General features: G+C 37.0%; 9 protein-coding genes. 5 read left to right on the top strand and 4 right to left on the bottom strand.

All coding sequences use genetic code 11. From position 1 onward, the window contains the following. Positions 1–21: 21 nt before the first annotated feature. From MP477_RS01245 to MP477_RS01230, 4 genes are all read left to right on the top strand, one after another. The gene (locus MP477_RS01245) at positions 22–426 is read left to right on the top strand and encodes a hypothetical protein (RefSeq protein WP_230035625.1); all 405 of its coding nucleotides are present in this window, start codon (positions 22–24) and stop codon (positions 424–426) included. Between the two features lie 2 nt (positions 427–428). Beyond that, entirely contained in the window at positions 429–965 is a 537-nt protein-coding gene (locus MP477_RS01240) for a DUF922 domain-containing protein (protein WP_257188851.1), read from the top strand. Beyond that, positions 962–3,649, top strand: coding sequence for a PD-(D/E)XK nuclease family protein (locus MP477_RS01235; protein WP_257188850.1), 2,688 nt, complete (start codon positions 962–964; stop codon positions 3,647–3,649). The genes MP477_RS01240 and MP477_RS01235 overlap by 4 nt, the downstream gene beginning before the upstream one ends. A gap of 172 nt (positions 3,650–3,821) precedes the next feature. Next, entirely contained in the window at positions 3,822–6,188 is a 2,367-nt protein-coding gene (locus tag MP477_RS01230) for a patatin-like phospholipase family protein (protein WP_257188849.1), read from the top strand. Positions 6,189–6,273: 85 nt separating this feature from the next. Here the strand turns inward: MP477_RS01230 and MP477_RS01225 are convergent, their stop codons facing one another. The 4 genes from MP477_RS01225 to MP477_RS01210 form a co-directional block, all read right to left on the bottom strand. Further along, on the bottom strand, positions 6,274–8,229 hold the full coding sequence (locus tag MP477_RS01225) for a T9SS type A sorting domain-containing protein (RefSeq protein ID WP_257188848.1): 1,956 nt from the start codon (positions 8,227–8,229) through the stop codon (positions 6,274–6,276). Positions 8,230–8,389: 160 nt separating this feature from the next. Beyond that, a complete protein-coding gene (locus MP477_RS01220; protein WP_230035635.1) occupies positions 8,390–9,568 on the bottom strand; it encodes an acyl-CoA dehydrogenase family protein in 1,179 nt (392 codons plus the stop codon). Positions 9,569–9,697: 129 nt separating this feature from the next. Then, on the bottom strand, positions 9,698–10,486 hold the full coding sequence (locus MP477_RS01215) for an NUDIX domain-containing protein (RefSeq protein WP_230035637.1): 789 nt from the start codon (positions 10,484–10,486) through the stop codon (positions 9,698–9,700). Between the two features lie 23 nt (positions 10,487–10,509). After that, positions 10,510–11,697 carry a sugar MFS transporter gene (locus MP477_RS01210; protein ID WP_257188847.1) on the bottom strand — a complete coding sequence of 396 codons (1,188 nt, stop codon included), beginning with the start codon at positions 11,695–11,697 and terminating at the stop codon, positions 10,510–10,512. A 177-nt stretch (positions 11,698–11,874) separates the two neighbouring features. Here MP477_RS01210 and MP477_RS01205 point away from each other — a divergent pair, with 177 nt between their 5' ends. Then, positions 11,875–14,790: a TonB-dependent receptor gene (locus MP477_RS01205; RefSeq protein WP_257188846.1), complete on the top strand. Its 2,916-nt coding sequence runs from the start codon at positions 11,875–11,877 to the stop codon at positions 14,788–14,790. The last annotated feature ends 9 nt before the right edge of the window (positions 14,791–14,799 follow it).

Genomic DNA, 14,799 nt, shown 5'->3' with positions numbered 1-14,799 from the left:
ATAATCAGGAAATTGAAGGTTATGAAAAAGTTTTTAAACATTGGATTTTCGACATTATTACTGGGGTTAGCTGTAGTCTCATGTAATGATGATGATTACCAGACGGTTGAATCTATTGCTAAGATCAAAATAGACAGTGTAAAGGTGATGAAAGACACAATGGATGTATTTAGCATACAGAATATAAAAACGTATTCTACTTACCCTTCTCATTGTGATGGTTTTTACGGATATGATTATATTTATGAAGATGATCTGGAAAGAACGGTAACTGCTTATAAATATAGGACGAATGGCCCCTGTGAACAAAGCGTTTACGTAGGAATCAATCAGATTAAATTTAGCCCACAGCAAAAGGGAACCTATACTTTTAGATTCTGGAATGGCGGAAAGAACTGGATTACAAAAACAATTGTAGCGAAATAAGCATGAAGCTGATTGTTTTATCCCTCTTTTTAGCTGTAAACCTTGCATTTGGACAAAAGATCATCTGGAAGGAAGGTCAAAAGCTGGACTGGAATAATTTTAAAAGCACAGCCAACAGAAGAAATAATCCGGATGTAGCCGCCTATACCCATTGTGGCTGGGAATATTCAGTGATCAAATCTACCAATCCTAAATCTCCTGTTACCATAGAGATTAAAACGATTTTCAATGAAGATAAATCATGGAAGGATGTGAAAAAGATTAATGATTATATCTTAGTCCATGAGCAGAAACATTTTGATATTGCAGAGTTATTTGTAAGAAGAATGCGAAAAATGGTTGCTGAAAAAATCAATACTTCTGCTGATTATGACAAATGGTTTGCTTCAATTTATAAAGGCATATCCAACGACTATAAAAACTTTCAGATCTCCTATGACAAAGATACCAGTCATGGGATGAATAAAGAAAAGCAGGCAGAATATAATACTGTCATTGCTGAAGAATTAGAACATTTAAAAAGCTATAAAGCCCCTTGAAATTCCTCAATAAGATCATTCACGAACTGCTGGCACAAAACCCGGACCTTTCGGCGTTTAATATTATTCTGCCCGGAAAGCGTCCCATTGTATTTATCAGGCAGATCTTAGAAGAGCGCAATTACTCAGGATTTCTTCCCAATTTCTTTACAGTGGAAGAGCTGATCAATACCATTGCAGATAAGCAGCCTATCCAGGGAATACCGCTCTGGCTTTTTTCATTTGATGTCTACAGAAGTCTGAACCTTATTCCGAATGATGATTTTTCAGAATTTTTAAAATGGTTTCCTACGTTGCAGAAGGACTGGGATGATGTTTTGAAATTTTCAGATAGTGATCAGGCTGTATTGGAATATATGTTTGATGAGGAAAGGATTAAAGAATGGGCTCAGAATCTTGGAGAAGATGATGACGTGCCAAGAAAGAAATTCCTGAACTTCTGGCAGAATATGAACATATTTCTCCCGGCATTAAAGGAAAGACTTAAAGAAAGAAATTGGGCAACTTCCGGGATGATTCATGAAACAGCTAAAGCTGAAATTGTTTCTTTTGCTAAAAATACTTCGGAACATTTTGTCTTTTGTGGCTTTAATGCCTTCACACCGGTGGAGGAGAAACTGGTGAGGAGCTTGCTGCAATGGAATAAAGCCCAGTGTTTCTTTCAGGCCGACCGCTATTATTTTGATGATGAAAGACAGGAAGCCGGAAAATTTCTCAGAAACCATAAAACATGGAAAGAGTTTGATGACAACCGTGCTTTTCAGTGGATTGAAGATGACTTTAATCAGCCTAAAAACATCAAAGTATATGAAGTTTCAGGAAATGTTACCCAAACAAAAGTACTGCCGGAAATATTCAAGGAAATCAATAATAAAACCTATTCCAATACAGCTGTAGTACTTCTTGATGAGAATCTTCTTCCGGCGAGTCTTGATGTCATGCACGGGATAGAGACTTTAAATATTACCATGGGTTTTCCATTGAAAAACCTGTCTTTTTCCAATGCTGTGAAACGCCTTTTCTATCTTCAGAAACAATTGGAGAAAAATAAATCTTCATATTATTACCGGGATGTTTTTCCTATTTTGGAAGAGCTTCCAAAGTCTGCAGAAGATGAGCAGGTCATCAATGATTTTAAAGCAAAAATAGAAGAAAGGAATATTGTTTATATTTCCAGAAAACTCCTGCAGGAGCTTCTGAATGGGCTTTCTTATTTTGAACTGCTTCAAAAGGCAGAGAATACCAATACATACCTGGATATCCTTATTGCATTTTGTCAGCAGGTAAAATGGCTGGAAATTGATGATATTCAGTATGAAAATGTCTCTCATTTTGAAAATGCCTTCCGGATTATCAAAAATCAGCTGACTCCCTATAATATTACAATCAAAATGGATACTCTGGAGATCCTGATCAACCAGTATATCAACTCCGAAAGTATCGATTTCCAGGGAGAACCTTTAAGAGGGCTTCAGATTATGGGACTGCTGGAGACCCGTCTCCTGAATTTTGAAAATGTTATTATGCTTTCCGTTAATGAAGGAAAACTCCCCCTGGGAAACTCGCAGAATACTTATATTCCTTTTGATATAAGAAAATTCTTTGACCTGCATACGTTCCTTGAAAATGACAGTATTTATGCCTATCACTTTTACCGTTTGATTCAGGATTCTACCAATGTACATCTGCTGTACAATGCGTTGAGCTCAGGAGTGAATACTGGTGAAAAAAGCAGGTTTATTACGCAGATAGAAATGGAGAGCTCCCATCATATTGAACATCTGATTATTGAAAACTCTTCAGAACCTATCCTCACCAAACCTATAGAAATTCCTAAGACTGAGATTGTTCAGGAGAGGCTTCAGAAATGGAAGGAAAAAGTATCCGCTTCCCATCTTACCAGCTACCTTTATAATCCTATAGATTTCTACTTATCAAAGATTTTAAATACTTCGGAAACAGATGAGATTGAAGAAGAACTGTCTGTGAAAAATTATGGAAATCTTGTGCATTATTCACTTCAGGAAATATATGAAGAGATAAAGGGTAAGGTGTTAAAAGAAAGTGATTTAGAAAATTCAATTAAAGCTATTGATAAATATATAGATATCGCTATTGAAAAGCTTAAACATCAGCCGGAATTCTATGAAAAAGGAATGAATTATATTCATAAGGCAATTGCTAAAAAAGTAATTGAAAATATTCTGAGGCATGATCTTGAGCTGGTAAAACAAGGGGATAAACTGGAAATTATCGATATAGAAAGAAGGTTTGAAAACATAGATTTTTATCTCGAAGGAAACGATAAAATTTCCTTTCTGGGATTCATTGACCGGATAGATAAGCTGAATGGAACTTTAAGAATCATCGATTACAAAACAGCCAAGATTAAAAATCTCATTGTAAAAATTGACGGCGAGAATGTAGAGGGCTATTTTCACAACAGTGAAAGAAAACAGGCTTTACAGCTTTGTATTTATCATTATGTAGTGCAGCATTTACCGGAGTTCTGGGGTTTCCCGATAGAAACAGGAATATGGAGCTTTTCCGAAGCTAAAAAAGGGGTTGTTTCCTTACAGTTTGAGAAAGGGAATATTGATGATGCCATGAAATCTGTTAAAAGCCTTATCCTTGAAATTCTAAATCCGGAAATTCCTTTTGTGGAAAGTATAAAGGCTTATTAGAATCTTTATTTCTTTTTATTGTAAATCAAGTTGTTTTTTCGTAAAATTAATCTTTACTGCTCAGGTACAGATAAAGGAAAATGCTTTTTTATTGTATATTTACAGCTCGGTTAAACTAAATATTTTTATAAACTGATTAATTTGATTTAACCTGAAAAAATAAAGAGCACACATGAAAAAGAGCCTGATATTTTTAAGCACATTTCTTTTCTTAACAGCCAGGTCCCAGCAAAAAAATGACTCTCTGAGTATTGCACTACAGTACATCACCAAGGATACTAAGTTTGGTTTGGCTCTTAGTGGCGGCGGGGCTAAAGGATTTGCTCATATCGGGATTCTTAAAATGGTAGATTCACTGGGAATTAAGGTGGATTATATCACGGGTACCAGTATGGGAGGTATTTTAGGAGGTTTGTATGCAATGGGGTATAATGCAGATCAGCTAAAGTCTACCGTTCACAGAGTTGACTGGAACAGAATTCTCAGCAATAAAATTCCATACCATAAAGTGAATATCAGTGAAAAGGATGAGTATGATAAATACATCCTTGAATTTCCTGTTGTAAAAGGATTTCCCACGTTACCCAGTTCCTATATCGAAGGACAATATATGGGAGAAGTTCTTAATACGCTTACATTCAATGCAAAGCATATCAATGATTTCAGTCAATTACAGATTCCTGTACAGCTTACTTCTTCAGACATAGAAAATGGAGGTTTGGTTATGCAGAAAAAGGGATCCCTGCCATTGGCAATCCGTGCTACGTTGGCAATCCCTGCAGCTTTTGCACCGGTGTATATTGATGGGAAGCTTTTAGTGGATGGCGGCCTGGACAGGAATTATCCTGCGAATGAAGTTCGGGAGATGGGCGCTGATTTTGTAATGGGAGGGTATACCGGATTCAGGCTCTTTACCAAAAAAGAGATAGAGAATCCGATGAAGATGATTTATCAGACCCACGCAATCCGGTCAGTAGAAGATTTTAAACATCAGAAAGTATTATCCAATATCCTGGTAGATTTTGTGGATCCTTTAGGAGATATTACCACAAAAGATTTTGCCAAATTCAGAAGGATCATCAAGATTGGTGAAATTGAAGCTAAAAAGCATCTTCCAGAGTTTGTAGCATTGGCCGAGGCTCAGCGAAAAGCTGGAATAAAATATGAACATACCCTGATTGAAGAAGTAAAACTTCCTACTACAAAATTCACGTTTAATGAGGAAGATGGAACACCACTTACAGACGCCACTGAAATTGAGGTTATTAAAAACCAAATGAACCTGGAAGAAGGGAAGTATTATGATGTAAAAACGGTTAATGAAGCCATAGACAGGGTATTTGGAATGCGGCAATACGTGAAGGTTTATTACACTTATACCAAAGAAGGTGACGGCCTTGTAATGAATATTTTTGTAAAGAAAGCCAAAAAAGGAGCTTTCAAGCTGGCTCTTCACTACGATAATGAACAGTCAGTGGGGATTATTGTTAATTATACCTATAGAAATATCCTGATGAACAGATCGAGATTTTTGGCAACGGTAGATGTTTCAGAACGTTTTAAAGCAAAACTGGCTTATCAGCAGTTTCTAGGTAAGAAAGACAGATGGTGGTTTGATGCCGAAGCAAAAATTGTTCATCTTAAAAGTAATGACTTGACCTTCAGACTTCTTAATGTGTTTGATGAAGATGCCAATGCCAGTTTTCCCAACCATATGTATAGAAATATCACCGGGAAAATATCACTGAATTATAATGTGTCTCCCAATGCTTTTCTTTCTTTAGGAACGGAATTCAATCTGGAAAGAATGTATACGTTACTGGATAAAGTAGATCAGACAAAAACGGATAATTATAACAAAAAACTGTACAACCACAGCAATTTCAATACTTTTTTGAAATTCGAACAGAATAATCTTAATAAGAAATATTATTTTACCAGAGGAAATCATCTTCAGGTAAGTGCCCGATTATATTATGGAGACAGCTATAAGCTATATGATTTAAGCAGTGTACAGCCTACACTGTATGCCATATTAAATCCTGAAGCAGAATATTATTTTAAACCTAAGAACTTTGTTTCATTTACTCTGAATGAAAATTTTGCTTATCCTATTACAAGAAGACTGGCGCTGAAAGCCAATTTTTTTCTTGGAGCAAGCCTGGGTTCTGTAAGAGAAGAACAGGTTCCTTATCTTTTTCTTAATGAAAAATACAATTTGGGAGGTAGTGAATATAACACTGAGCTGATGAATCCTGAATTCAATGGACTCCGGCAGAAAGAATTACCTACCAACTCTGTAGTTAAAGGAGGACTGTCACTACAATACAGAGTGATGAAGAAGTTTTATATTGCCCCTTCTTTTACTTATGGTAAGATCAGTGATGAGCTTTCTCCTTTTACTAACAGCTTTGATATGTTCGGATATGCTTTGAATTTAGGTTATGAATCTCTTATAGGCCCCATTAATATTAATATTTCCCGAAATAATCAGCTTGATTTTTCAAGGATCTATTTTAGCATCGGATTTAAATTTTAGAGAATCAATAAAAAATGCACTTCATCCATCGTAAAATGAAGTGCACAAAATTAACTTGAAATGATATAAAATAGATTAAAGTGAGTTATAATTTGATTTTTTTATTAATCATTTTTCCGTTAGATAGAGTGAGTTGAACTACATACATTCCCGGATCTAAACTTGCCGATTCAAACTGCGGCTTATTCACTTCCTGCTGGAGAATTAATGCTCCGGAAACAGAATATATGCTGATCATCTTAATGTCGTTCCGGGATCTTGCCATAATCTGGCGGTTTTGTGTAAATAACTCGGCAGTGCTTTCTGATGGACGTTCTCCAACTGCTTTGCTGAACTGCAGATTATAAAACGGAGTTACTACTTCAAAGGTATAGTTTTGATGATCCAGGTTCTGAAGACTGATTCCACCTTCCTCACGATATTGTTCCTGAGAAATTGTTTTGATCAGATTTTTTTTGTCATCAAAAATATTGATAACAGAAAGTTCTTCCTGATCAACTTTTAATTGTAAAACAGCATTGTTTTCTGACTTTACAATCTCGTTCTCTGCAATTACGGCAGGCGTGTTTTTGACAAACGGAATTATTTTACTCTCATTATTTTCCGATACTTTTAACAGATAAACGCCATCTTTTAAAGAGGATAGGTTGTTGTCAACAGCAGATCTGCGCGCTACTTTTTCTTTATTGAAATCTGTAATGTCAACCAGCTGCATACTTCCAAGATCCGGTTTTATCTGGGAAGAAAATAATGGATGAACTTCTGAAGCCGTATTGGCTGACTGTTTCCCGAAAATAGAACCTGCTATCGCCCGTTCATTCAAAAGCCCTCCGCTTCTCAAGGTGTTGAATTTTGCATTAGATGCCAAAAGGAAAGGCAGAGCTCCTCCTACATGGCCTAAAGGTCCCCAGTAAAAGGATTCCAATTTGTATTTATTCAAATCCCACCATGGATAATAGCCACGCTGCACATCAATTGTTTTTGATGTATTTTCCGGTGGAATGGCTAAATCTACGGTAGAATGACCTAATGTCATAGGAGTTTTATTATACCAGTCATAGACATCTTTAGGCTTTAGACACTGTCTGAGGACATGGTTGGGGTTATTGGTAGCATCATTCACAAAACTTTCTGTCAAGAGCTTTCTCCATAGCAGAGGCCCCCACAATAAGCCTCCATTATCCTGAACGACATGGTAATTATATCTGTCCAGATATTCAGCTGAGATTACTTCTGAAATATTATTATTATAGGTTTTAAATCCTGTATTATTGCAGCTGTTGATAACATTGGCTATGAATGCAGTGAACGGATAAATATCTTTCTCTAAAATCCCTTTTTGTAAAGTCACTCCTGAAAAATCATAAGGACCGTCTCCCATATAGGCATACTTAAATTTTAAGTTGCCCGGGTTAGAGATGCTTAGTCTTTTAATGGTAGACATGGCTGCATGGGCTCCCTGAGAATAGCCTGCCAGGAAATATTCATCATAACGTTTTACTCCTAATTGTGCCAGTACTTTATTGGCAGCAGTAACGAAGTCTATGGTAGCCCCCGCTTCCGTAGCATAGTCTACATAAGGATGAACTCCATCTCCGTCTCCCATCCCTACATAGTCCGGAGCCATTAAAATATAGCCATTGAGGGCATGGGAGAGCTCAAGGACAAAACCAGCCACCATGGTGCCTTTAAGATTAGACGGAACATTCTGCCTGCTGTCTGTTGTGCCGTGATCTGATACTATCGTTGAAAGCTTATAGCCTACATTAGGATACATCAGTAAACCGGTAGCTTTTACAAGATTATTGTTTTCATTTCTAGTGTAATAGGTGATTTTATAACCTTTTAAACCAACATTAAAGCTATTGAGATAATTTACAAAATCCGGAGCATTCTGGTTACCAAGATTATTGGCGATGAAGTTGATAACACCTTGTGGAGTTAAATCCAGTTTCTGTTCGGAGCTGATAAGGTCACCAGCTTGTTGAGCAAAATAAAACGGAGCAGTAAGCGCCAATAAAAGAGTTGTGATTTTTTTCATATTGATGTATTTATTAGGGTATTAAGGTAATATTTTTAAAGAATCGATTAGAATATTACGACATCAATAACTATTCACCGAATATAACTTCTCTTGAAAGTGAGTAATACAAAGAGCCTGACCAATTGGCCAGGCTCTCAGATTATATTTTACCTTTTATTTAAAAAGCATTAATTCCCGTAATATCTAAACCGGTGATTAACAAATGAACGTCGTGGGTACCTTCATAGGTAATGACAGATTCCAGATTGGCGGCGTGTCTCATCATCGGGAATTCACCCATGATCCCCATACCTCCAAGGATTTGTCTTGATTCTCTTGCGATATCAATAGCCATTTTTACGTTGTTACGTTTAGCCATAGAGATCTGTGCAGGAGTCGCTTTATGTTCGTTTTTAAGATTTCCTAACTGAAGACATAATAACTGTGCCTTTGTAATCTCAGTTAAGAATTCAGCTAATTTCTTCTGTTGAAGCTGATAAGATCCAATGGGTTTCCCAAACTGTTTTCTTTCTTTAGAATACTGAACTGCTGTACAGTGACAGTCGATAGCAGCACCAATGACACCCCATGAAATTCCATATCTTGCAGAATTAAGACAAGACAGAGGTCCTTTTAATCCTGTAACTCCCGGAAGCAGGTTTTCTTTCGGAACTTTTACATCATTAAATACCAGTTCACCTGTTTTTGAAGCCCTTAAGCTCCATTTATTATGAGTCTCCGGAGTCGTGAAGCCTTCCATTCCTCTTTCAACGATTAATCCCTGTATTTTTCCTTCCTCATTTTTTCCCCATACTACTGCGATGTCGCATAGAGGAGAATTGGTGATCCACATTTTAGCACCATTTAAAAGGTAGTGGTCTCCCATATCTTTAAAATAGGTCTCCATAGAGCTTGGATCAGAACCATGATTAGGCTCAGTAAGTCCGAAAGATCCTATCATTTCTCCGGAAGCAAGCTTTGGAAGATATTTCATTTTTTGTTCCTCAGAACCAAATTCGTTTATTGGAAACATCACCAGAGAACTCTGCACTGAAGCAGCAGAACGTACCGCTGAATCTCCTCTTTCCAATTCCTGCATAATAAGACCATAAGAAATCTGATCTAATCCTGAACCGCCATACTCAACAGGGATATAAGGACCTAAAGCACCAATTTTCCCCAATTCCCTCATAAGGCCGGGAAGATCTGTATGGTTTTGAGCTGCCTGGTCAATCTGCGGCATTACATAACTCTCAACCCAGTCTCTTACAGATTGGCGGATCAGTTTATGTTCTTCAGTAAGTAAAGCATCAATTCCATAGTAATCAGGAATGCTTGTAAGAGGATAATATGACATGATTTTTTTGATTTTGTTAAAAATAGCATTTTTCGGGTGGTTAAAAAAATTTTTTTAAAAACTTAGATTAATGCTGATTTTCAGTGATATAGTGTTACTTTTTTGATTTTATAAAATAATTTTACCTTTTTATTCCTCCTCATCATTAGATATAGGATACTGATTGGTAGAATTGTGGACTTCATTTTTGAATTTATACAGGTACGGAGCCTTATTAGCAGAGCCATCATAAAGTTTCTCCAGCCTGTCAAGGATATTTAAGCTTAAAATCTTCCGCTGGAAATTATTTCTTCTGAATTTCTGACCTAAAATAGTCTCATAGAGCGCCTGAAGATCTTTCATGGTAAATTTTTCGGGAAGGAGATTACTTGCAGCAGCTTCTGTATTGATATTCATTCGGAGGTATTCCAATCCGGTTTCTATCACCCTGTCGTGATCGAAAGCCATTTTCGGTAATTTACTGACTTCAAACCATTCACAACTTTCATTAAATGCATCCGGAAAAGTATTGGCGACTGAAAAATCAATAAGACTGCAATATCCTACCGTAATAAACCTTTGAAAAATCCAGTGGTCTTTGGGTACTTCAATTCCTTTATTCCGAAGCAGGATCTGATGGACATTATTTTCTGTACGGTCAATTCTACCAAAAGTATGAAACTGCTTTAAGAACAGCCCTTTTAAATGCGTTCTTTCATACAGTACTCTTTCGGCAGCTTCCCTAAGATCTTCATCATTGAATACAAAACCACCAGGCAGTGACCACAAATCAAGATCATGATATTTCAGGAGCAGTACTTTCAGAATATTATTATGAAATCCGAATATGGTACAGTCTACTGATATATGAGCTACAAAATCTTTTGTGTCAATAAGTTCCCGCAGGGTTTCTTTATTTTTTGTGTCTTTGATTTTCATGACAGTAAAAATAAAATTATTTTCTATATTTTCTTTTTAGATACTTTAAAATAAAACAAACTAATTGTAAAAAGCACAATTACAGAGCATAATATGTATAAAGGATAGAAGCTTAAGAGTTGTTTTCCAAACAGGACAGCCATAATAATTGAACTGACGGAGCTACCCAAAGAAGAGAATATGACAATAAGTGAAGTAAAGAGATTTACTTTTTCCTTATCAGTCTGGGCTATCATTTTAGAATTGATAACAGGGTAGAGGGGTGATAAAAATAACCCGATAACCGGAAACAAAAACAATAGTACCTTTGAATTTTCCGCATCAAAATACTGTATGGCTACAATGGCTATAAGAATGGCAAGGATTAAAAATATACATGAAATATAATAACCGGGTAATGAAAACCTTCTGATGATATTGGCGGTTACCGTTCTTCCGGCATAAGAGAAAAGAGCCAGGAAAGAGGTGGCCTGAAGGGCAAAAAATGAATTGACCTTTAGGTGGTTTTTGTAAAATGACGGAAGCCATGAGTTGAATCCCTGTTCCACAAATACAATAAAGAAGACCACTCCCAGAAACAGCAGAACCTGTGGTGTAGCCAGCCCTGATAACTCAGAGACAATGCTTTTGTTTTCCAGCTGCTTAGCTTCTGAAATATCGGCTTTTGCAAATAGAATAATGGTGATGATACAGGCTAACGCTATAAGTAAGAAACCAAATTTCCAGTATTGGGAATAGGAGCTTGAGATCAGCCAGCCAAAGCCTGTATTGACCACAAATATTCCGATCATAAAAGAAGCCTCCACATTATTCATGGTTTTAGCCAGTGATTTTTCATCAGAAATATTATTACGGATAATTCCGAAAACACAAATTTTACCAATGGCAAAACAGGCCCCGATGATGGCAAACCATAATTTATAAAACCAGAATACTTCAATGAACGGAAGAAGGCAGGAACATACGCCTACAATACTCAAAGCCAGGATTAACGCCTTTTTTGTTCCTGTTTTATTAATGAAACTTACAGCAAACAGAGAAATAAATGCAATAGGTAAGTCCTTGAATGACTCCAGAAGCCCCAGTTCACTATAGGTAATTTTAGCCTCAGAAAGCTGAAGAATAATAAGCCCCATACAGTTCAATACCATCGAAAAAATAAGAAAAGTCAATTTTAACGGAAGAGAAATATTGGAAAGCTTGACGTTCATTTTGGGGACCGATTTTATTGGATTTTTATTGCTTTTTATGAAATATTAGTGCGAAGATAACGCTTCTAACCCTTAAAAATAAACGAAAAATTAAAATATTTATTAATGTAATGTTAATTAATTAAAAAAAAATATATTTTTATTGTCTCAATTTGAGAATTAAAATAATAACTGTATATGAATGTAAGAATATCAAGAAGCTTAGGATTGGTTGCCGTCCTCTATTTTACGGCTAACTTCAGTGCCCAGACTAAGGTGAAGGACACGCTTTCTAAAGAAAACAAAATAGACGAGATCGTAATGATTGGTTACGGTAGCCAGAAGAAAAGTAATGTTACAGGAGCCATATCCAGTGTTAGAGCCAAGGATATTGAAGATATTCCTTCGGGCAAGCCTGAACAGGTTCTTCAGGGAAGGGCAGCCGGGGTTTCTGTAGTTACCAATTCCGGACAGCCGGGATCTGCTGCTACGGTAAGAGTTCGTGGTGTTACCAGCTTTGGAGCCGGAAGTAATGATCCTTTATGGGTAGTGGATGGTATCGTGGTAGATAATATTGCATGGCTTAACCAGTCGGATATAGAGAATATAGAAATTCTGAAAGATGGAGCATCTTCTGCGATCTATGGAGTTTCTGCGGCGAAAGGAGTTATCCTGGTAACTACTAAAAAAGGAAGAAAGGGTAAGATGAACTTAAGTTATAATGGTTTTTATGGGGTAGGATCAGCGGCCAAGAAGCTTGATCTTCTGAACGCCAGCCAATATGGAACCATCATCAACGAAGCCCTGACGAATGCTGGAAAGGATCCACGTTTTACCAACCCCCAATCTTTTGGAACAGGAACAGACTGGCAGGATGTAGCCTTTAATACAGCTGAAAGAATGTCTCATGAATTCAGTATCAGCGGAGGAAATGATAAATCAACTTTTTATTCCTCATTTGGGTATTATGAGCAGGATGGAATTGTCCTGAGAGATATTTCCAACTATAAAAGAATGAATGTAAGGTTAAATTCCACCCATAAGGTTTTCGATTTCCTTACCATTGGGCAGACTTTATCTTATACCCATCAAAAGACCAAAGGCGTTAATGCCAATGATGAGTTTGGAGGTCCTTTGAGCTCCGTAATCAACCTGGATCCTATAACGCCGGTAGTGGTGACAGATCCTGCTTTGTTGAATACAAGCCCATATAACAATGCCAGTCTTTCTCCTTACCTGATCAGGGATGCTTTCGGAAACCCATACGGTGTATCTACTATCGTGGAAAACGAAATGACCAACCCGCTGGCCTTCAAACAAACCCAGTTAGGAAAGTACAACTGGTCGGATGATTTTGTAGCCAATGTGTTTGCAGAACTGAAGTTTCTGGATCATTTTACATTCAAAACAACTTTAAACGGAAAGCTTTCCTATTGGGGCAAAGAACAGTTCACCCCAAAATACTATCTGAATACAAACTCCAGAAATACTGTTTTTAACAGCTTTTTAAGAGAAAGTAACAGAAAGCTGGAGTGGAATACTGAAAATACTTTGACCTATCAGAATAAATGGGGAGCACATAACTTAAGTGTATTGATAGGACAGGGGGCGTATTATTATAATATAGGCTCAGGAAATAATACGACTTATATTAATCTTCCTGTTAATAGCTGGGAAGATGCATCATTTAACTTTGATGTTCCTCAGGAGAACCGTTCTACCGTTGCCAATGACGGAGTTCAGACGCATAAAGCATCTTATTTTGCAAGGGTGATCTATGATTACGAAGACAAATACCTTTTTACGGGAACAATCCGTAGAGATGGTTCTTCTAAATTTGCAAAAGGACAGCATTGGGGAAATTTCCCTGCATTTTCAGTAGGATGGAATGTTTCTAATGAGAATTTCTGGCCTGAAAATAAAATCGTAAACACGTTAAAATTCAGAGGAGGCTATGGGGTTTTAGGAAATGATGCTATTGAGAACTTCAGATTTGCCAACTTCCTTAAATCCGGTAGTAACTATACCTATGGCGACAATAATATCGTGATCGGATATGCTCCGACAACATTAGAAAACCCGGATCTTCGCTGGGAAGAAACTTCACAGCTGAATATTGCTGCAGATCTGAAATTATTACAGGACTTTACTTTAACTGTAGACTGGTTTAAAAAGAAAACAACAGATATTCTTCGTCAGGTAGACATTCCTGGATATGTAGGAGCTCCGGACAGACCATGGAGGAATGTTGGAGATATGGATAACAACGGGGTAGAGATCGCTTTAGGATATAAAAAGAACTGGAATGATTTCGGAATTTCTGTTAATGGGAATTTCTCCTATTTAAAGAATGAGGTAACCAGGCTTGAAGATGATAAAATTTATGAAAACTTTGCTTCATTCCAGTCTATGGGTCCTGTTACAAGATTCCAGGTGGGATCGCCGTACGGTTCTTTCTTTGGATACAAAAATGCAGGTATCTTCCAGACTCAGGCAGAGATTGATTCCTATAGAAATGCCAATGGAGATCTTATCCAGCCAGGTGCTAAACCTGGTGATTTTAGAAGAACGGATGTGAATGGTGATGGTAAAATCAGTGATGAAGACTATGAATATTTAGGAAGTTCCGTACCCAAATTTACATATGGGCTTACCGTGAATCTTAACTATAAAAATGTTGACCTGATGATATTTGCCCAGGGACAGGGAGGAAATAAAATTTTCCAGGGATTAAGAAGACTGGATCTTTTCTACAGCAATTATCAGACTACAATTCTTGACAGATGGACAGGCCCTGGTACTTCGAATACTGTGGCAAGACTGGATGCCAACGATGATAATAAAAACTATACTAAAATGTCTGATTATTATCTTCAGGATGGAGGATTTATGAGGATTAAGCTGGTACAGTTGGGATATACCTTACCGGGAGATGTTTCCAAACGCTTCGGAGCCAATAAAATCAGATTTTACGTAACAGGGGAAAACCTGTTCACATTTACAAAGTATACAGGATATGACCCTGAGATTGCAGTAAATGATTCTTACGGTATCGATAGAGCTTACTATCCGCAAGCCAGAACATTCTTATTTGGAGCCAATATTCAATTCTAAAAAAAACAA

Origin of the sequence: Chryseobacterium sp. WG23 (genome assembly GCF_024586575.1) — a bacterium.
Taxonomy (GTDB): Bacteria; Bacteroidota; Bacteroidia; order Flavobacteriales; family Weeksellaceae; genus Chryseobacterium.
This window is presented reverse-complemented; position numbering and strand designations above follow the sequence as displayed.